The organism is Streptomyces sp. NPDC057682, from assembly GCF_042799575.1.
Taxonomy (GTDB): domain Bacteria; phylum Actinomycetota; class Actinomycetes; order Streptomycetales; family Streptomycetaceae; genus Streptomyces.
In genome coordinates this window covers 74,111-93,948 of record NZ_JBHVIN010000012.1, presented here as the reverse complement: position 1 = coordinate 93,948, position 19,838 = coordinate 74,111, and the positions used below count along the sequence as shown (strand labels likewise).

Sequence of the window (19,838 nt, the reverse complement as noted above, 5' to 3'; positions counted from 1 at the left end):
CCCCTCAGCCCAACGCCCCCTCCACCAGCGCCGCCCACTGCGCGACCACGCGGCGGCGGCGGGCGGTGTCGTCGGTGAGGACGTTGGCGAGGCCGAGGCCGCGGGCCATGTCGAGGAGGCCCTGCACGGTTTCGCGGACGCCGGGGCGGGATTCGTCGGCGCGGAGCAGGGTGAGGGCGATGCGGTGGGTCTCGCGGCCGACGCGGGCTTCGAGTTCCGTGACGCGGGGGCGGAGCTGGTCCTCGTTGGAGGCGGCGACCCAGAGCTGGAGGGCGGCGCGGAAGAGGGGGCCGGTGTAGAGGTCGACCAGGGCGGCGACGACGTCGGCGCGGTCCTGGACGGGCAGGGCGCGCAGGGCGGCGGAACGTTCCTCGGCGACGTACTCGACGGCGGCGGTGAACAGGTCCTCGCGCGTGGGGAAATGGTGCTGGGCCGCGCCCCGGGAGACGCCCGCGCGCATGGCGACGACGGAGACCGTGGAGCCCGCCCAGCCGTGTTCGGCGAGACAGGCGACGGCCGCTTCCAGAAGGCGGAGCCGCGTGGCCCGACTGCGGTCCTGTTTGGGGGACTTGGCGTTCGGGGGACCTGCGGGGTTCGTGGAGTTCGTGGGGCTCACAGCAGCCATGCGGGATCCCTGCGTTCCAGGAAGGCCGTCACGCCCTCCCTCGCCTCGTCGGAGGCGAAGAGTGCCGCTGAGCGGGCGATGAGGTCTTCGGCGTACTGGTCGAAAGTCCTCCGCACAGTAGCCGTGACCAGCTCCTTCGACGCGGCCAGCCCCTGGGGCGAGGCCCGGCGCAGTCCGTCGAGTACGGGGACGAGTGCCTGGTCCACGTCATCGGCGGCCAGGGTCACCAGGCCGGTCCTGGCGGCCTCGGCCGCGTCGAAGCGTTCACCGGTGAGGTAGTAGCGGGCCGCCGCGCGCGGGTCCATGCGGGGCAGCAGGGGCAGCGAGATCACGGCGGGGGCCAGGCCGAGACGGGACTCCGTGAGCGCGAAGGTCGCCTCCGGGCCCGCCACGGAGATGTCGCACGCGGCGAGGAGCCCGAACCCGCCGGCCCGGACGTGCCCGGTGACCCGGGCCACCACCGGCTTCGGCAGCGTCACGATCCGCCGCATCAGCGCGACGAAGTCGTGCGGGTCCGCCGGTGCCTTCAGGTCCGCCCCCGCGCAGAACGTCGTCCCGGTGTGCGTGAGGACGACCGCCCGGACCGCCTCGTCCGCCGCGCAGGCGTCGAGCGCGTCGGACAGCTCGCCGACCAGGGGCGCGCTCAGCGCGTTGCGGTTCGCCGGGGAGTCCAGCGTGAGGGTGGTGATCCCGCGCTCGTGGGCGGGCGGGGCGAGCCGGCTCATGGATCACTCTCCTTGGTGCGGATTCCGTGGCGCGGGTTCCTTGGTACGGATTCCCTGTTACGTGCGGGCGCCCCGCCGAGCGTGGCAGCAGGGGGAAGAACAATCAAGCGTGCTTGCATGATTCTTGAACGCCCTCGGCCCTCGGCCCTCGGCCGCCCGCTACCTGCCCTCCAGCTCCAGCGGCGGGTTCGGCTCGTTCTCGTCCTTCATGAAGTCCTTCATGCCCTGCCACAGGGAACGGGCCTGGTGGACGGTGGCGCCCCGGGCGTCCGCCAGGATCTCGGGGCGTTCACCGAAGCCGGCCGGGAGGGGCGGGAGGCCGAGCGCGTGCAGGGTCCGGACGAGCAGTTCCCCGGGATCGCCCGGGTCGCGCAGCAGGCGGGCCACCTCGCGTACGTCTCCGCCGCCGGCGGCCGCGACGAGGAGTTCGGCGTGCGTCTGCGCGGTCTCCTGGGGCGGGGTCTGTCCGGGGCCCGCCCACCGGTGCCGGACGGTGGTCTTCCCCTTGGTGACGACGGTGAGGCCGTGCGCCTCGGACGACTCGCGCCGGGCGACCAGGGTGGTCAGTCCGGCCTCGTCGAAGGCGGTCTCGGCGACCTGGGCCAGTCCTTCGAGACGCAGCAGCGTGGCACGGCGACCGCGTTTGCCGGGCGTCTCCTGCGAGGGGGCCGTCTCCATCAGCGTCCAGCGTCCGGCCGGGGCGAGGCGGACCGTCGCGCCGCACAGCATCAGTTCCTTCGAGGCGCGCTGCGGGCCGGTGGGGACGTACGCGATCTCCAGAGCCGCCTGGGGCTGCGCGGACTCCGGCAGGGGGACCGTGGGGGCGGGGACGGTGCCGTTGCGGGGGATGGAGGCGGCGAGCGCGGCCCGGGTCTCGTTCCGGAAGGTGACGAAGCTCTCCAGGGGGTCCCCCGCGTACGCCCAGGGGAACGCGGTGACGTACCGGCCGATGGAGCGGTAGACGTCCAGCGCTTCGGTCCAGCGCTCCAGGCGGTTGAGTTCCCAGACGAGGTGGTTGCGGACGTGCCGGGCCTCGCGGTCCTCGGGCGGGCGGGACGCGGAGTACGCGAGTGCCGTGGCGATGATCGCGTCGACCTGCTCCGGGCCCGGGGCGCCGTTCCGGTCGCGGGGCGTACTCCGCTGCGCGTCCAGGCCGACTTCGAGCAGAGCGACGACCTCCAGGGCGCGGAGTGCGGAGCCCTCCGGGGCGTCGGCGGCGACGCCGGCCGCGTAGGCGAGCATCTCCTCGTGGCTGCCGTACCACTTGGCGGACAGGAACTGCACGGCGTTGTTGTGGGTGGACATGTGGTGGGGCGCGCGGCTCAGCGCCTGGCGCAGGCATGCGTCGAAGACCTCGCGAGGCGCCCCGGCCCCCAGGCAGTGGGTCAGGGCCGCGGTCCAGGGGACCGGGTCGCCCGGGGACGCCGCGACGGCGGCCTCGATGACGGGCAGCGCGTCGTCCAGCAGCGCGTGGAAGGCACGGAACCGCTCCGCGCCCACGTCCTTCGCGAACGCCCCCGTGCGGACCTTCCACGCCTGCCTGATCCGCCGGCACGCGTCGAGGACCAGCGCGTCCGGGTCGTCCGGCGACTCCGTGAGCCAGGCCTCCAGCCACGCCCCGTCGTCCACCGCGTTCTCGGCGAGGCTCCACACGCACTCGTCCCGCAGCGTCCAGTCCGCCTCCTCGCGCGTGGCGGCGAGCAGCGCGCGGACCGGTACGTACGCCCCCCGGCGCACCCCCGCCAGCGCCTCGACGGCGCGCTCCTGCGGTGCGTCGACGACGAGCGCGTGATCGGGCACCAGCCCGGCCCCGGTCGCCTCCAGATGTCTGACGATGCGTCCCACCTTGCCGAACACGTACACCCCTCCCTCGGGCCACCCCATGTGGCCGGCCCGATCGTCCCACCGGGCCCCCGCGTACGGAAGATCATGACGACCGCGCGCGGCCCCGGGCTCAGCCGCCCGTACGGTCCACGAGGTCCGCCGCGAGCGCGGCGTAGATGTACTCGCTGCCCCAGCGGTCCCCGTCGAGGTCGTTCTCCACGAGGTGGGCCTCCCGGCGCATACCGAGGCGCTCGCAGACGCCCACGGACCCGGCGTTCTCCACGTCCAGCCGGGCGTAGAGCCGGTGCACGCCCAGGGTGTCGAAGGCGAACCGGGCCAGGGCCCCGGCGGCCTCGGTGGCGTAGCCGTGCCCCTGGTGGCGCGGGTCGACGGTCCAGCCGATCTCGGCCTGGGCGGCTCGGGCGTCGGCCAGGGACAGGCTCACCTCCCCGAGGAGTCCGGGCTCGTCGCGCAGGCACACGGCGAGCGAGACCTTGTCCCCGTCGGTCTTCCAGACGGTCTGCGCGGCCCGCTCGGCGGCGGCCTGGGCGCTGCGCTCGCGGGTGTGCGCAGGGCGGTAGAGGTAGCGGGCCACGCTGGGCAGGCCCTGGTAGGCGTACAGCGCGTCGGCGTCGCCGGGGGTGAACAGGCGCAGGGACAACCGGGGTGTGGTCATCGGCAGCAGCGGGGCGATGTCCATGCGGACCTCCGGGGCGCGAGGGGGATCATGATGTCGAGCGATCCTCGCATCGCGGGCGGCGGGCGGCCACGCAGTTATGGCCCTCCCTTCCTTCCCCATTGCCGAGCGTCCCGCCGCCGAGCCGTCACCGAGCAGCGGCCCCGCCGCCGGCTTCACCGCGTCCGTGCGGGCCGCAGCAGTACGGGGCGCAGCCTGCTGTAGCCGCGCACCGACACCGGGCGCAGCACCTTGAGGTCGTACGCGGCCGTACCCGCCAGCTCGTCCGCGAACGCCTTGTCGACCAGCACGGTGTCGGGGCGGGCCACCGCGGTCAGGCGGGCCGCGATGTTCACGGGGGCTCCGTACACGTCCCCGAACCGGTTGAGGACGGCGCCGTGTGCCAGTCCGGTACGCAGCTGCGGCAGGCTCGGCCGGCGCCGGGCACGTGCGGTCAGCTCCAGGGCGATGCCCGCGGCGGCGGAGGCCGACTCGCAGACGAAGAACACCTCGTCGCCGATGGTCTTCACCACCCTGCCGCGCCCCTCGGCGACGACGTCACCGATGAGGCTCTCGAACTGGTCGAGGACCGCGCCGAGTTCACGGCTGTCCAGGCCGCGGGTCATCCGCGTGTAGCCGACCATGTCGGTGAAACCCACGGCCAGACGGCTGACGTCGGCGCCCTCGTACGGGGGCTCCGCACCCTCGTGCGCGACGTCTCCCGCCGTGCCCTCGCGCGCCCTCTCGGCGAGCATCCGGTCCGCGCGGGCCGCGAGGTGGCGGCGCCAGACGTGCCGTTGCAACAGCTCCAGTTCAGGCAGGAGAGCGGCGGCGTGGTCCATAAGGGCCGCTTCGTCGCCCGCGCCGTCCGGGTCGCGGCCGAGCCAGTTCCAGAGGGTGTGGGTCTGCCAGTCGGCGAGCCGGGAGAGATGGTGGCCCAGGGCGCGGGCCATCATCGTCTCGCTCTCCTCCGTGATGATCCCGGCCGCGATGAGCCGTTCGCCCGCCCGCAGCGCGTCGACATCGGCGTCGGTGAAGACCCGCGCGTCGTCGTCGACCACCGGGAACCCGAGCGCGCGCCAGATCTGCGCCGAACGCTCGGGCCGCACACCGGACCGCTCGGCGATCTCCGGTCGCGTCCAGCGGCGTCCGCCGCCGAGGAGCAGTTCCTCGACGGCCGTGCCGAGTTCGTCCCCGCCGGAGGACCCGGCGGTCCCCCGCTCCGGCTCCGGGGCCGGCTCCGTCTCCGCCTCCGCCGCACTCATGTGGTGTGCACGATCAGCACGTCGAGCCCGGCCTTCCTCGCGATGTCCGAGGGCACCGAACCGAGGATGCGGCCGGCGAGCGAGCGCAGCCCCCGGTTGCCGACGACGACCAGATCGGCCCCGCTCTCCCGGGCGACCCGTACCAGGGCCGGGACCGGCTCGTCCTCCACCGCGACGGTCCGTATCTCCACGGCCCCCTCCGCGCCGGCCCTGTCGCTCGCGGCACGCAGGGTGCTCTCGGCCGGCGCCGAACCCACCACCTGATACGCCTCGGCGCCCAACTGGTCCTGCGCCGCCGCGAGATCGGTCCCACGCATCGGGGAGTACGCGCAGGCGATCACGAGTGCGGCCCCGCAGGCGGCGGCGAGGCGGGCCGCGCTCGCCACCGCGACGAACGAGGACTCCGAGCCGTCCGTTCCGACGAGGACCGTCTGGTACGCGCCCAAGGCAATCTCCTTACTCCGCAGTAAACTTACTTGAAAGTAAGGTACGGCGCGGGCCGGTTGCCGGGCAAGACTCGGTGGCGCGCCCGCTCCACCGGAATCGGGTCCTTCGCGGGGCTGCGGCAGGGCCGGACCCTCACGTAACGTTGACCGCATGATCACCGGACCGGCATCACGCCACGCACGGACGGGTTACCCGGTGGAGGGCTGAGCGCGCGCGGGGTGCGCGGCAGGCACCCCTCCGGCCCGGCACGCGGACCTCCCGGCACTCGCGCACCCGCGAGTCCGTCCGTCCATGCCGCACACCATGAGGTCAGCCGTATGCCAGCCGCGTTCAACCACACCATCATCGCCGCCAGGAACAGCACCGAATCAGCCCGCTTCTTCCGGGAGTTGCTGGAGCTCTCGGAAGCCCCGTCCTGGGGCCCGTTCACCAACGTCCAGCTCGCCGACGGCGTGCTCCTCCCGTTCGCCGAGCCGCCGGTGGACATCCAGATGCAGCACTACGCGTTCCTGCTCGACGACGCGCTCTTCGACCGCGCGTACCAGCGGCTGCGCGAGCGCGGGATCACCCACTGGGCCGATCCGCAGATGCACCGACCCGGCGAGATCAACACGGAACACGGCGGGCGGGGCGTCTACTTCAAGGACCCCGCCGGGCACGCGATCGAACTGATCACGCGGCCGTATCTGTAACCCGTACGGAACCCGGCCGGGTCGCCCTCATGGGCGCGCCCGGCCGCCCCCGGAGCCGTCAGTCCTTCCCCTGGGCCCGCTCCCGCAGCTCCCTCCGCAGGATCTTCCCGGATACCGCGCGCGGCACGGTCTCGATGAACTCGACCGCGCGGACCTTCTTGTACGGGGCGACCTGGCCGGCCACCCAGGTCATCAGGGCCTCCGCCGTGAGGGCGTCGGCGGACGGGGCGCGGACCACGTAGGCCTTCGGGATCTCGTTGCCCTCGGTGTCGTTGACGCCGATGACAGCGGCGTCAGCAACGTCGTCGTGGGAGAGGAGGAGGGCTTCGAGTTCGGCGGGGGCGACCTGGTAGCCCTTGTACTTGATGAGTTCCTTGACGCGGTCGACGACGAAGAGCCAGCCGTCCTCGTCGACGCGGCCGATGTCGCCGGTGTGGAGCCAGCCGTCGGGGTCGATCATGGCGGCGGTGGCGTCGGGGCGGCCGAGGTAGCCCTTCATGACCTGGGGCCCCCGGATGAGGATCTCGCCGGTGGTGCCGGGGGCGGCGTCCTGGTCCGGGGTGTCGAGGGAGACGATGCGCATCTCGGTGGAGGGGAGGAGGGTGCCGACGGCGCCGGGGGGCGGGTTCTCGGCGGCGAGGGGGACGACGTGGGTGCCCGGGGACAGTTCGGTCATGCCGTAGGCCTGGCGGACCGGCGGGAGGCCGAGGCGGCGCGAGCAGGCGGTGGCGAGGTCCGCGTCCAGGGGGGCGGCGGCGCTGACGATGTACTCCAGGGAGGAGAGGTCGTAGCGGTCGACCACCGGGTGCTTGGCGAGGGCCAGCACGATCGGCGGGGCCACGTACAGGCCGTTGATGCGGTGGTGCTCGATCGCGGCGAGGAACGGGGCGAGGTCGAAGCGCGGCAGGACGACCACCGTCGCGCCGGTGCGCAGGGGGGCGTTCATCAGGGCGGTCAACCCGTAGATGTGGAAGAAGGGCAGGACTGCCAGGATGCGGTGGCCCGTGCCCAGGGGGATGAACGGGGTCAGCTGTTCCAGGTTCGTCGCCATGGACCGGTGCGTGAGCATCACGCCCTTGGGGGTGCCGGTCGTGCCCGAGGAGTACGGGAGGGCCGCGATGTCCTCGGCGGGGTCGATGTCGATCATCGGCTCGGGGGCGTCGCCGATGAGCATGTCGAGGACGGAGGCGTGGCCCTCGGCCTGGTCGCAGACGAAGATCTCCCGGATGCCGCCCACGAGTTCGGCGGCCCGGCGGGCGGTGGCCAGGAGCGGGGAGACGGTCACGATCCAGCGGGCGGAGGAGTCACGGAGCTGTTTGGCGAACTCCTCCGCCGTCGCCAGCGGATGGACCGTGGTGACGGTCGCGCCGGCCCGGGTCGCCGCGAAGAACACCGCCGGGTAGGCGATCGTGTTGGGGCTGTGCAGGGCCAGGACGTCGCCCTTCGCGAGTCCGGCGGCGGCGAACCCGGCGGCGATCCTGCGGTGGAAGCCGTCCAGCTGCTTGTACGTGAGGCGCCGGGTGTCGTCCGTGCCGTCGATCAGGGCGACCGTGTCCCCGAACTCCTCGGCGGCGTGGCCGAGGACCGCCTCGTGGATCGCGGTGTCGAGGGGCTGGACGTCGGGGTACTCGCTCCGGAACACGTGCGCCATGCGATGGGTCCCTTCGGTGCGGATGGGCGGGTCCCGGCCGGATGGGGGTGGGCCGGCCGGTCCCGTACGACGCGTGGGAGGTGGGCGTGCGCTGCCGCCGTGCCGGGGCTCCCCCCGCACGGTGTGGAGGGACAGGATGGCGTCCCCCGGTACGCCTTGGGGAGACCCCGGGGGTGAGGAAATGCCGGCCGTGGGGGTTCGCGGGCCCGGTGCCGTCGGTACGGCCCGGTGCCGTCGAAACGAACCGGTACCGTCGGAACGGCCCAGTACCGTCGAAACGAACCAGTACCGTCGAAACGGCCCGGCATCGTCGCAACGAACCAGTCCCGTCGAAACGGCCCGGCATCGTCGCAACGAACCAGTCCCGTCGAAACGAACCAGTCCCGTCGCAACGGCCCGGCACCGTCGCAACGACCCGGCAGCCGTCAGTACGACTTGGGGAGTCCCAGGGACTGGTGGGACACGTAGTTGAGGATCATTTCCCGGCTGACCGGTGCGATCCGCGCCACCCGGGCCGCCGTGATCAGGGACGCGAGGCCGTACTCGCGGGTGAGGCCGTTGCCGCCGAGGGTGTGCACGGCCTGGTCCACCGCCTTGACGCACGCCTCGCCCGCCGCGTACTTCGCCATGTTGGCGGCCTCGCCCGCGCCGATGTCGTCGCCGTCGTCGTACAGGCGGGCGGCCTTCTGCATCATCAGCCGGGCCAGTTCCAGTTCTATGTGGGCCTGGGCGAGGGGGTGGGCGATGGACTGGTGCGCGCCGATGGGCTCCTTCCACACCTGGCGGGTCTTCGCGTACTCGACGGCGCGGCCGAGCGCGTAGCGGCCCATGCCGATGCCGAACGCGGCGGTCATGATGCGTTCGGGGTTGAGTCCGGCGAAGAGCTGGAGGAGGCCCGCGTCCTCTCCCCCATTCTCGGCCCCGCTCGAACGGGAGGGGCCCCCTCCGACCAGGGCGTCGGCGGGGAGGCGTACGTCGTCCAGGACGAGTTCGAACTGCTTCTCCGGGGCCTGGAGTTCCATGTCGATCCGCGACCGCTGGAAGCCGGGCGACTCGCGCGGGACGATGAACAGGCAGGCCTTCAGCTTGCCGGTCCTGGCGTCCTCGGTGCGGCCCACGATGAGGGTGGCGTCCGCGATGTCGACGCCGGAGACGAAGACCTTGCGGCCGGTGAGGACCCAGTCCGTGCCGTCGCGGCGGGCGGTGGTGGTGATCCGGTGGGAGTTGGACCCGGCGTCGGGCTCCGTGATGCCGAAGGCCATGGTGAGGCTGCCGTCGGCGAGCCCCGGCAGCCACTGGCGCTTCTGCTCCTCGGTGCCGAAGCGGGCGATGACCGTGCCGCAGATCGCGGGCGAGACGACCATCATCAGGAGCGGGGAGCCGGCCGCGCCCAGTTCCTCCAGGACGATGGAGAGTTCCGCCATCCCGCTGCCCCCGCCGCCGTACTCCTCGGGGAGGTTCACGCCGAGGTAGCCGAGTTTGGCGGCCTCGGCCCACAGCTCGCGGGGGTGGCCGCCCTCGCGGACGACGCCCGTCATGTAGTCGCGGCCGTAGCGCTTCCCGAGGGCGGCGACAGCGGCGCGCAGGGCCTGGTGCTCTTCGGTTTCGAGGACGGTGCTCATGCGTGCGGTTCCTCCTGTACGTCGAGAACGGTGCTCATGCGTGCGGTTCCGCCTGTGCGTCGGTGACGACGGCGAGCAGGGCGCCCACCTCGACCTGGAGGCCGGGCGCCGCGTGCAGGGCGGTGAGGGTGCCGGCGGCGGGCGCGAGGATGCGGTGCTCCATCTTCATCGCCTCCAGCCAGATCAGCGGCTGCCCGGCGGTGACGGGCACGCCGGGAGCCAGGCCGTCCGCGAGGCGGACGACGGTGCCGGGCATCGGGGCCAGCAGCGAGCCCGGTTCGGTGCGCTCGGCCGGGTCGGTGAAGCGCGGCAGGGCGGTGAGGGCGTACGCGCCGGACGCGGTGTCCACGTACACCCGGTCGCCGTACGCGGTATCCCCGTGGACCCCGTCGCCGTACGCCGTGATGTCGAAGTGACGGGTGACGCCCCCGGTTTCGAGGGTCACTCGATGCGGGGAGGCGGCGACGACGCGGGGTGCGCCGTCGGTCCCGAGGGTGGGGCCCGTGCGGGTGGTGCGGTACGCGACGGCGTACTCCCGGCCGTCCGGCTCGCTCCGGTAGGTGCGCTGCTGCGGCTGGGCCGGCACGTTCCGCCAGCCGCCGAAGCGGCTCACGCCCCCGGTGGCGGCGGTGCGGGCGGCGGCCGCGAGGGCGGCGGCGGTCGCGGCGAGGCGGGCGCCGGAGTCGTCGTCCTCCTGGGTCAGGGCGGGCAGATGGCGGTCGTAGAAGCCCGTGTCGAGGCGGGCGTCGGCGAAGTCCGGGTGGCGCAGGGAGCGGACCAGCAGGGCGCGGTTGGTGACCGGGCCGTGGATGCGGGCGCGTTCCAGGGCGCGGGCCAGCAGGCGTACGGCCTCGGGGCGGGTCGGGGCGTGGGCGACGACCTTGGCGAGCATCGGGTCGTAGTGGACGCCGATGGTGTCACCCCTGGTGTATCCGGTGTCCAGGCGGAGCCCCGGAAGATCGGGCACATCGAGCGAGAGCAGTGCTCCGGTTTGTGGCTGCCAGTCTCGGGACGGGTCCTCGGCATAGAGCCGGGCCTCGACTGCGTGCCCCGCGGGCTGCGGGGGTACGGGGGCGGGCAGCGGGGTGCCCTCCGCGATCCGCAGTTGCAGCGCTACCAGATCGACGCCGAACACGGCTTCGGTGACGGGGTGTTCGACCTGGAGGCGGGTGTTCATCTCCAGGAAGTACGGCCGGCCGTCGGCGGTCACGAGGAACTCGACGGTTCCGGCGCCCCGGTAGTCGACGGCCCGCGCGGCGGCGGTCGCCGCCTCGTGGAGCCGTGCGCGCAGCGCGTCGTCGAGTCCGGGGGCCGGGGCCTCCTCGACGACCTTCTGGTGGCGGCGCTGGAGGGAGCAGTCGCGGGTGCCGAGCGCCCACACGGTGTCGTGGGCGTCGGCCATGATCTGGACCTCGACGTGGCGGCCGCGCTCGACGTACGGCTCGGCGAACACCTCGTCGTCCCCGAACGCGGACAGCGCCTCGGCCCGTGCGGCGGTCAGCTCACCGGGCAGGTCGGCCAGGTCCCGTACGATCCGCATCCCGCGCCCGCCGCCCCCGGCCGCCGCCTTCAGCAGCAGCGGGAGATCGGCGTCGGTGACGGCGGCCGGGTCGACGGGGGCGAGCAGCGGGACGCCGGCGGCGGCCATCAGCTCCTTGGCCCGGGTCTTGGACGCCATGAGTTCGATCGCCTTGGGCGGCGGCCCGACCCAGAGGAGCCCGGCGTCCTGGACGGCGGCGGCGAAGGCGGCGTTCTCGGAGAGGAAGCCGTAGCCGGGGTGCACGGCGTCGGCCCCGGCGGCGAGCGCGGCGGCCACCACGAGGTCCGCGCGCAGATAGGTGTCGGCGGGGGCCGCGCCCGGCAGACGTACGGCGGTGTCGGCCTCCCGGACGTGCAGGGCCCCGGCGTCCGCGTCGGAGTACACGGCGACGGTGGCGATGCCGAGGTCCCGGCAGGTGCGGAAGATCCGGACGGCGATCTCGCCCCGGTTGGCGACCAGCAGACGAGTGATGCTGAAGGAACTGGTGATGCTGGAGGAACTGGTGTTACTGGAGAAACTGGTGGTCATCTCGGCTCACATCCGGAAGACGCCGAAGCCGCCACGGGCGCCCTCGACCGGTGCGGTGTGGATGGCGGACAGGCACATCCCCAGGACGGTCCGGGTGTCACGCGGGTCGATGACCCCGTCGTCGTACAGCCGCCCGGACAGGAACATCGGCAGCGACTCGGACTCGATCTGCTGCTCGACCATGGCGCGCAGCGCGGCGTCCGCGTCGTCGTCGTACGGCCGCCCCTTCGCGGCGGCGGAGGCGCGGGCCACCAGCGAGAGCACCCCGGCGAGCTGCTGGGGGCCCATGACGGCGGACTTGCTGCCGGGCCAGGCGAACAGGAAGCGCGGATCGTACGCCCGGCCGCACATGCCGTAGTGCCCGGCGCCGTAGGAGGCGCCCATGAGGACCGAGAGGTGCGGGACCTTCGAGTTGGACACCGCGTTGATCATCATCGCGCCGTGCTTGATGATGCCGCCCTGCTCGTACTCCCTGCCGACCATGTAACCGGTGGTGTTGTGCAGGAAGAGCAGCGGGATGTCGCGCTGGTTGGCGAGCTGGATGAACTGCGCGGCCTTCTGCGACTCCTCGCTGAACAGCACGCCCTGGGCGTTGGCGAGGATGCCGACGGGGTAGCCGTGCAGCCGCGCCCAGCCGGTGACCAGGCTCGTCCCGTACAGCGGTTTGAACGCGTCGAAGTCCGAGCCGTCGACGAGCCGGGCGATGACCTCGCGCGGGTCGAAGGGGATCTTGAGGTCCCCGGGCACGATGCCGATCAGCTCGTCCTCGTCGTACTTCGGCGGTGCGGCGGGGCCCGGATCGGGGTGCGCCTTGCGGTGGTTGAGCCGGGCGACGATCCGGCGGGCCTGGCGCAGCGCGTCCTGTTCGTCCACGGCGAAGTGGTCGGCGAGGCCGGAGGTGCGGGCGTGCATCCCGGCGCCGCCGAGCGATTCGTCGTCGCTCTCCTCGCCGGTGGCCATCTTGACCAGGGGCGGGCCGCCGAGGAAGACCTTGGAGCGCTCCTTGATCATGACGGTGTGGTCGGACATGCCGGGGACGTACGCGCCTCCGGCGGTGGAGTTGCCGAAGACGACGGCCACGGTGGGGATGCCGGCGGCGGAGAGCCGGGTCAGATCGCGGAAGAGCGCCCCGCCGGGGATGAAGATCTCCTTCTGCGACGGCAGATCGGCGCCGCCGGACTCGACCAGGCTGATCACGGGCAGCCGGTTGGCGAAGGCGATCTCATTGGCGCGCAGGGCCTTCTTCAGCGTCCACGGGTTGGAGGCGCCGCCGCGTACGGTCGGGTCGTTGGCCGTGATCAGGCATTCCACGCCCTCGACGACACCGATCCCGGTGACGAGTGAGGCGCCCACCGCGTAATCGCTCCCCCAGGCGGCGAGCGGAGACAGCTCCAGGAACGGGGTGTCGCGGTCGACCAGCAGCTCGATGCGTTCGCGGGCGAGCAGCTTGCCGCGCTTGCGGTGCCGTTCGGTGTACTTCTCGCCGCCGCCCTCCAGTGCCTTGGCGTGGGCGGCGTCGAGTTCGGCGAGTTTGTCGAGCATCGCGGCCCGGTTCGCCGCGTAGTCGGGACTCGCGGTGTCGAGCCCGGTGGGCAGGACGGTCATACGGGGTCCTCCGGTGCGGTGTCGGCCGGGCCGTCCGGTGCGGCGGGTGGGGCGCCGTCCGGCGGGTCCTCCGGTTCCAGCAGGGTCACGGGTATCTCCAGCTCGCGGGCGCGCAGCCACTCCCCGACCGCCTTGGCCTGCGGGTCGAAGCGGTGCTGGGCGGCGACGCCCTCGCCGAGGAGTCCGTGGACGGTGAAGTTCAGCGCGCGCAGGTTCGGCAGGACGTGGCGTACGACGGCGAGCCCGGCGGTCTCGGGGAGGAGAGCCCGGAAGCGCTCGACGGTCAGCGTGTGCGCCAGCCACGGCCAGGCCGCGTCCTCGCGCACCCAGACGCCGACGTTGGCGTCCCCGCCCTTGTCGCCGCTGCGGGCCCCGGCGACGGACCCGAGGGGGGCGCGGCGGGTGGGCCCGGGGGCGGGCGGCGCGGGCAGGGGCGGCGCCTCGACTTCGGCCAACTCACGGTTCCGCACGGCTGGTTCGATGACCTCCCGGGTCCCGTCGGGCAGCACGGCGATGTGCTCCACCTCCCCCGCCGGTACGGAACGGGCCTCGAACACCCCGTAGGGCGCGCCCTTTCCGGGCGGGGCGGTGACGTGGAAGCCGGGGTAGCTGCCGAGGGCGAGTTCGACGGCGGCGCCGGACACGGTGCGGCCGACGGCGTCGGGGTCCCGGTCGCGGACGACGAGCCGGAGCAGGGCGCTGGCGGTCTCCTCGGTGGCGGCGTCGGGCCGGTCGGTGCGGGCCAGCTCCCACCGCACCTCCTCCGGCCGTCGCCCGGCGCGCGCGAAGGCGTCCGCGAACTGGTCCTTCACCAGCCGCGCCTTGGCGTCGATGCCGAGCCCGGTGAGGACGAAGACGACCTCGTTGCGCCAGCCGCCGAGCCGGGTGAGCCCGGCCTTGAGCGTGGGCGGCGGGGCCTCGCCGCGCACCCCGGAGATCCTGACCCGGTCCGGCCCGTCCTGCGTCAGCCGTACGGTGTCGAGCCGGGCGGTGACGTCGGGGCCCGCGTACCGGGCGCCGCCGGTCTCGTACAGGAGCTGCGCGGTGACCGTGCCGAGGTCGACGACGCCGCCGGTCCCCTCGTGCTTGGTGACGACCGCGCTGCCGTCGGCGTGGATCTCGGCGACGGGGAAGCCGGGGCGGCGCACGTCGTGGTCGCGGAAGAAGGAGTAGTTGCCGCCGGTCGCCTGTGTCCCGCACTCCAGGACGTGTCCGGCGACGACGGCCCCGGCGAGCGCGTCGTGGTCCCCGGGCCCCCAGCCGAAGTGGGCGGCGGCGGGCCCGGTGACGAGGGCCGCGTCGGTGACCCGGCCGGTGACGACGACATCGGCCCCGGCCCGCAGACAGGCGGCGATGCCGGCGCCGCCGAGGTACGCGTTGGCGGTGAGGTAGCCGTCCGGTACGGGCAGGGCGTCCCCCTCGACATGCGCGACGCGCACCGGAACCCCGACCTTGTCCGCCAGCTCCCGCACCGCGTCCGCCAGCCCGGCCGGGTTGAGCCCGCCCGCATTGGCGACGATCCGCACGCCGCGCTCATGGGCGAGGCCCAGCCCCTCCTCCAACTGCCGCAGAAACGTGGTCGCGTACCCGCGCGCGGGGTCCTTCAGCCGGCTGCGGCCGAGGATGAGCATGGTCAGCTCGGCCAGATAGTCACCGGTGACCACGTCGAGCGGCCCGCCGGTGAGCATCTCGCGCAGGGCGTCGAAGCGGTCGCCGTAGAAACCGGAGGCGTTGCCGATACGGAGGGGCGGGGGCGTCGGGGGCGGGGAGGCGGGGGCCGGGGGCGTCTGGGGCGAGGCCGCAGGGGGCGGCGGGGGTGGAATGGGCGGTGCACCGGTGCCGCTGTCCGCACCGTCCCCCGTCACCGGCCGGCTCCGGAGGCGCTGCCGGACCCGGGGGCGCGGCCCGTCCCGGCGGGCCCGGCGAAGGACTGCGCGATGTCGAGCCAGGCGTCGGCGTCGGCCCCCTCGGCCCGGACGGCGAGGTCGTCACGGTGGGCGCGCTGGGTGACGAGCAGGCAGAAGTCGTGGAGCGGCCCGGTCACGCGCTGGGCGGCGCCCTCGGGCCCGAAGGCGATCAACGCGCCGTCCGGGGCGATCAGTTCGACCCGGAACGGTTCGGCGGGTGCGGGCTTCCCATGGACGAGGAAGGCGTAGTCGCGGGCCCGGACCCCGATGCGCGCGACATGCCGCAGCCGGGGGGTGGGGGCGCGGGTGACACCGAGCGCGTCGGCGATGTCCTGTCCGTGGGCCCAGGTCTCCATGAGCCGCCCGGTCGCCATCGACGCCACGCTCATCGGCGGCCCGTACCAGGGGAACCGCGTCCCCTCCGGCGCCGCCCGCAACACCTCCTGCAAGCGCTCGCGCCCCTCCCGCCAGCGCACGAGCAGCGCCTCCGGCGCATACGCCGCGCGCACCTCCTCGGCCGCCCGGTCCACGAACCCCTCGGGATCCGCCAGCGCCTTCTCGACCTCGTCCCCGAACCCCTCCGGATCGGTGACCGCCTTCAGCGCGACCCCGTCCGTCCAGCTCAGATGCGCCACTTGATGGGCGATCGTCCACCCCTCGGCGGGCGTCTCCCCCGCCCATTGCGACGCGCTCAACTCCGCTACCAGCAGATCGAGTTCCTCGCTCTCCCTGCGCAGATCATCGAGCACGGCTGCGACTTCGGACACGGTGCGCTCCCCTCGGGGCGGTGCGGTGTGCACCGGAGCCTGCCAGGGGCACGGAAAACAAGCAAGCGCGCTTGCATGGTTTTCTGATTCCCGCCGCCCTGCTCGCGAACGGGGAGCCTGCGGACGGGGCAGCAGGCACGGAAAAGGGGCCGTACCCGCACAGCGTGCGACTACGGCCCCCTCGACGAATGCGGGCCCTACCGCCCCTTCGACGCTGCCTCCGCCATCTTCGCCGTGGTGCTCGCGCCGTCCAGGGCCTCGCGGACGATGTCGGCGTGGCCGCTGTGGTGGGCGATCTCGCGGAAGATGTGCCAGAGGACGTGGCGGACGGTCCGGACGACGGGGACGGGCGGGGACCAGGGGTAGGCCGGGAGGGTCACCTCGCGGTCGAGGTCGGGCTCGTCGCGGACGGTGCGGTCGAAGGCGGCGGCGGCCTCGTCGAAGGCGGTGCGCAGGGCGGGCAGGGTGTCGGTGGCGGTCATGCGGTTGCCGTCGGGGTCGAGGTCGGCCCACTCCACCCGGGCGGGAGCGGTGCCGTCGACCACGGCGAGCCAGGTGCGCTGGACCTGGCCGAGGTGTTTGAGGAGACCGCCGAGGGTCAGTTCGCTGACGGTGGTGCGGGCGCGGGCCCCGGCGTCGTCGAGGTCGGCCAGGGTGAACAGGAAGTTGGTGCGCTGGTCGGTCATGAGCGCGAGCAGATCGTCGCGTTCCGTCATGAGGTCCCTCCAGGTCGGCTCTTCCGCCAGCCTAGGTTCGGGGAGGGAGGCCCGCCGGATGATCAGGGGGACCGGTCCGCCGGTCAGGGGGTGGGGCGCGGTCGCCGGGCCGGGACGGGACGGGCCGAGACGTGCTGCGCCGGGGCGGGACGAGAGTGGCCGGGCCGAGACGTGCTGCGCCGGGCCGGGGGGCGGCCGACGGAGTGCGGGTGCCGGATCGAGAGGTACCGGGCCGGGGCGGGGCACCGGAGTGCGGGTGCCGCCCCGGCCCGGGTGGAGCGGGTCCGGGTCAGAGTGCCGGGACGTGGTACGGGGAGACGTTGATCCAGCCGTTGGCCGCCGCGCCGTTGCGCGTGCCGCTGGTGGTCCTGGCCAGGGTGTACCAGGAGTCGACGTAGTCCGGGTCGTCGGTCCACCAGGAGGCGGGAATGGCGTCCAGGAGGGCATCGGCGAGCGGGATGTAGGCGCCCTGGTCGGTGATGGTGAGCAGGACGGTGACGATGGCCTTGGCCAGGGCCTGGTAGTTGGTGTCCCCGTCGTCCTCCATCATGACCGCGTCGGCCATGTCGTACTTGTAGTTCGACCAGTTCACGAGGACCTGGTTCGGGTAGTACGTGGTGTCCTCGTCGTTCAGGTACGGCATCTCGACGGTGTCCACGCGCGGTTTGCCGTCGGTCCCGAAGCCGGTGACGAGGGTGAAGATCTCGGCGTCGCCCTTGATCCACGGCTCCTTGACGTCGGAGACGCGGACCGAGTTGATCAGGGTGGTGTCGATGCCCGTCGCGGACGCCGACGCGGTGGGGGCCACCTCGGCCGCCGGGGCCGGGACGGCGAGTCCCCGGGCCTTCAGCGCCTTGTCGACGACCTTCATCCCCTCGGTGACGGCCTTGGCCCCGTCGACGCCGACCACGAGGACGGGGCGGTCCGGTACGGCGTCGGCGGACAGCGCGTGGGCGGTGCCGGAACTGTCGTACGCGGTGATCGCGGCGCCGTCGTCGTCGGACGGGGCCGCCGCCACCCACGGGGCGGTCCCGCCTGCCAGCCGCGCCTCCATCGACGGATCGGCCAGCCGCACCCGCAGCAGTGAACCGGCCCCGGCGCCCAGCCCCTTGGCCGCGGCGGCGTCCCGGTCGGCCGCGGCGACCCCGGCGGCCAGGCGCCTGCCGGCCGAAGTGGCGGAGGCGCCGGTGAGCGCCCGGAGGTCCACCGAGTCCTCGGCAAGGACGGCGTTGCGCACCTGTCTCCGCCAGGCGGGGTCCGCGAGGGAGCCCGCCAGGGCGTGGGCGGTCGCGTCCTCGATGCCGGCGACCGGGGCGGTGGCGGCGGCCGGGACCGCGGTCGTTCCGGCGTGGCCGTTCGGTGCTGCGGACGCGGTTCCCTGGAGGGGTATCAGGGCCGTCGCGGACAGCACGACCCCGATGAGGGTCGCGCGCAGCGATGTCGTTGCACTCAAGACGATCTCCTGTCGAATGAGTGGAGCACGTGGGGGGTACTGCGTGGGGCGGGCCACTCGCTGATCTATGCGAGTAGACCCCGACCAGATTCATGTACACGTCAAGCCCGCCCCAAACACGCCGCCCCGGCCGCGCCCGGCTCAGACCACCGGCGGGACAGCCGCAGCCCTCAGCGCCGGAAGGTTGGCCGCCAGGAAGTCGTCGACCGTACGGGGCGGACGGCCGGTGAGTTCGCGCACCGAGGCGGTGACTCCGGACTGGGAACCGGAGACGACCTCCCCGACCAGAACGGCGAGGTCCTCGGCGAACCGGCGCGGCATCCCCTGCGCCGTCATGGCCGCCACCAGGGCGCCGGGGGGCAGTTCCGCGCGGGCCACGGTCCGGCCCAGCGCGGCCGAGATCCTGTCGGCGACCTCGGCATCGGTGAGCGCCTCCGGGCCGGTGAGGACGAACGCCTCCCCACGGCCCGCCTCCCCGGTCAGCAGGGCGGCCGCACAGGCCGCGATGTCGTGGCAGTCGATGTGGGACACCGGCGTGTCCCCGTAACTGCTGATCAGGTCCCCCTCGGGCGTATACGCTCCCGGCGCGAGGAAGTTCTGCATGAAACCGGCGGGCCGCAGCAGCGACCAGGCGGGGCCGGACGCCTCCAGATACGCGTCGACCTCCCCGTGCGCCCCCTGGGAAAGCCGTGCTCCTTGACGCGCGTGCCAGACCGACACCTTCACCACGTGCGCGACACCGGCCTCACGCGCCGCGTCGATCACGGCTGTCTGCCGGCGGACCATGGCCCGCTTCCCGCCCACCGGTTCCACGCCGGAGCCGTTGAGGAACAGCCGGTCCACCCCGTCGAGCGCCACCGCGATCGACTCCGGGTCGTCGAAGTCCCCGACGGCGAAGTCGCACCCCAGCGCCCGCCCCTTGCTCCCGTCGCGGACCAGCGCACGGAACGCGGTCCCGGAATCACGCAACTGCCGTACCAGCGAAGCGCCGATGGAGCCGGTGGCCCCCGTCACCAAGATCACGTACATCCCCCTCGAACGCGTGCGGCGACCCCTGAGCGACTAACCTGAGGGGCCCTCGGGAAAAGTTAACCCGAGGCACCCTCGATCTATCAAGGAGCGCCCGAGGATGACCGAACCCCCGCGCCGCAGGCCGCGCGCCGACGCCCGGCGCAATCGCGACCGCCTCCTGGCCGAGGCCGATGCCGTCTTCCGCGAGCAGGGCACGGACGCGTCGCTGGAAGGCATCGCGAGGCGCGCCGGTGTCGCGGTCGGCACGCTGTACGGCCACTTCCCCACCCGCCGCGCCCTCGTCTCCGCGCTCCTGAGCGACCGCACCCGGTCCCTTCTCGAACGCGGGCAGCGGCTCCTCACCGAGGTCCCGCCGCAGGCGCTCATCCAGTGGGTGCATCTGGTGGTCGAGCACGCCGCCGCGTACCAGGGGCTGGCCGCCGTGCTGGCCGACGGCCTGGACGACGAGGCGTCCGAACTCCACGCCTCCTGCGTGCGCATGACCGAAACGAGCGAGCGGCTGATCGCCCGCGCGGCCGGCGCCCTCCGCCGCGACGTGACCGGCGCCGACGTGTTCGCCCTGATGAACGCCGCCGCCTGGACCCGTGAGCACATGAGCCCCGCACAGGCGGACCGGCTCGTCGCGCTGACCCTGGACGGCATGCTGACCCCGGGTTGCGTGCCGGTCCCGGACGGCATCCATGCCCCGGCACGGGGCAGGGCCGCGGCGGCGGGACAGGACCGCGGCGAAGGTCCCTGATCACGGGGAGGGCCGGGAGCCGTT

Annotated in this window: 17 protein-coding genes; 2 read left to right on the top strand and 15 right to left on the bottom strand. The window is 73.4% G+C overall.

Annotated features, from left to right (window positions below):
- Window positions 1-4: 4 nt before the first annotated feature.
- The 6 genes from ACFVDM_RS22430 to ACFVDM_RS22405 all read right to left on the bottom strand — a co-directional run bounded on the left by ACFVDM_RS22430 (window position 5) and on the right by ACFVDM_RS22405 (window position 5,561).
- Entirely contained in the window at window positions 5-625 is a 621-nt protein-coding gene (locus tag ACFVDM_RS22430) for a TetR/AcrR family transcriptional regulator (protein ID WP_383642715.1), read from the bottom strand.
- Window positions 613-1,350, bottom strand: a complete 738-nt coding sequence (locus ACFVDM_RS22425; protein ID WP_383642712.1) for an enoyl-CoA hydratase family protein — start codon at window positions 1,348-1,350, stop codon at window positions 613-615. Before ACFVDM_RS22425 ends, ACFVDM_RS22430 begins: the two co-directional genes overlap by 13 nt.
- A 159-nt stretch (window positions 1,351-1,509) precedes the next feature.
- On the bottom strand, window positions 1,510-3,207 hold the full coding sequence (locus ACFVDM_RS22420; RefSeq protein ID WP_383642709.1) for a hypothetical protein: 1,698 nt from the start codon (window positions 3,205-3,207) through the stop codon (window positions 1,510-1,512).
- A 97-nt stretch (window positions 3,208-3,304) separates the two neighbouring features.
- A complete protein-coding gene (locus tag ACFVDM_RS22415) occupies window positions 3,305-3,874 on the bottom strand; it encodes a GNAT family N-acetyltransferase (RefSeq protein WP_383642706.1) in 570 nt (189 codons plus the stop codon).
- 152 nt (window positions 3,875-4,026) lie between these two features.
- A complete protein-coding gene (locus ACFVDM_RS22410; RefSeq protein ID WP_383642703.1) occupies window positions 4,027-5,115 on the bottom strand; it encodes an adenylate cyclase regulatory domain-containing protein in 1,089 nt (362 codons plus the stop codon).
- Complete coding sequence (locus ACFVDM_RS22405) at window positions 5,112-5,561, bottom strand: universal stress protein (protein WP_383642700.1); 450 nt, start codon at window positions 5,559-5,561, stop codon at window positions 5,112-5,114. Before ACFVDM_RS22405 ends, ACFVDM_RS22410 begins: the two co-directional genes overlap by 4 nt.
- Window positions 5,562-5,879: 318 nt before the next feature.
- On the opposite strand from ACFVDM_RS22405, the gene ACFVDM_RS22400 reads away from it, so the two are divergent.
- A complete protein-coding gene (locus ACFVDM_RS22400) occupies window positions 5,880-6,254 on the top strand; it encodes a VOC family protein (RefSeq protein WP_383642697.1) in 375 nt (124 codons plus the stop codon).
- Window positions 6,255-6,312: 58 nt separating this feature from the next.
- Here the strand turns inward: ACFVDM_RS22400 and ACFVDM_RS22395 are convergent, their stop codons facing one another.
- From ACFVDM_RS22395 to ACFVDM_RS22355, 9 genes are all read right to left on the bottom strand, one after another.
- Window positions 6,313-7,905 (bottom strand): AMP-binding protein, encoded by a 1,593-nt coding sequence (locus ACFVDM_RS22395; RefSeq protein ID WP_383642694.1) that lies wholly within the window; start codon window positions 7,903-7,905, stop codon window positions 6,313-6,315.
- A gap of 425 nt (window positions 7,906-8,330) precedes the next feature.
- On the bottom strand, window positions 8,331-9,527 hold the full coding sequence (locus ACFVDM_RS22390) for an acyl-CoA dehydrogenase family protein (RefSeq protein WP_383642691.1): 1,197 nt from the start codon (window positions 9,525-9,527) through the stop codon (window positions 8,331-8,333).
- 34 nt (window positions 9,528-9,561) lie between these two features.
- Window positions 9,562-11,595 (bottom strand): biotin carboxylase N-terminal domain-containing protein, encoded by a 2,034-nt coding sequence (locus tag ACFVDM_RS22385; RefSeq protein WP_383642688.1) that lies wholly within the window; start codon window positions 11,593-11,595, stop codon window positions 9,562-9,564.
- A 6-nt stretch (window positions 11,596-11,601) separates the two neighbouring features.
- The gene (locus ACFVDM_RS22380) at window positions 11,602-13,200 is read right to left on the bottom strand and encodes an acyl-CoA carboxylase subunit beta (RefSeq protein WP_383642685.1); all 1,599 of its coding nucleotides are present in this window, start codon (window positions 13,198-13,200) and stop codon (window positions 11,602-11,604) included.
- A complete protein-coding gene (locus tag ACFVDM_RS22375) occupies window positions 13,197-14,939 on the bottom strand; it encodes an acyclic terpene utilization AtuA family protein (RefSeq protein ID WP_383643229.1) in 1,743 nt (580 codons plus the stop codon). The genes ACFVDM_RS22380 and ACFVDM_RS22375 overlap by 4 nt, the downstream gene beginning before the upstream one ends.
- Before the next feature lie 122 nt (window positions 14,940-15,061).
- Entirely contained in the window at window positions 15,062-15,874 is an 813-nt protein-coding gene (locus tag ACFVDM_RS22370) for a TIGR03084 family metal-binding protein (RefSeq protein WP_383642682.1), read from the bottom strand.
- Window positions 15,875-16,071: 197 nt separating this feature from the next.
- The gene (locus ACFVDM_RS22365) at window positions 16,072-16,590 is read right to left on the bottom strand and encodes a DinB family protein (RefSeq protein ID WP_383642681.1); all 519 of its coding nucleotides are present in this window, start codon (window positions 16,588-16,590) and stop codon (window positions 16,072-16,074) included.
- Window positions 16,591-16,879: 289 nt separating this feature from the next.
- Entirely contained in the window at window positions 16,880-18,043 is a 1,164-nt protein-coding gene (locus tag ACFVDM_RS22360) for a DUF3103 family protein (RefSeq protein ID WP_383642678.1), read from the bottom strand.
- 141 nt (window positions 18,044-18,184) lie between these two features.
- Window positions 18,185-19,066, bottom strand: coding sequence for an NmrA family NAD(P)-binding protein (locus ACFVDM_RS22355; protein WP_383642675.1), 882 nt, complete (start codon window positions 19,064-19,066; stop codon window positions 18,185-18,187).
- A gap of 106 nt (window positions 19,067-19,172) precedes the next feature.
- Between ACFVDM_RS22355 and ACFVDM_RS22350 the strand changes: the two genes are divergently transcribed.
- Complete coding sequence (locus ACFVDM_RS22350; RefSeq protein WP_383642672.1) at window positions 19,173-19,814, top strand: TetR/AcrR family transcriptional regulator; 642 nt, start codon at window positions 19,173-19,175, stop codon at window positions 19,812-19,814.
- The last annotated feature ends 24 nt before the right edge of the window (window positions 19,815-19,838 follow it).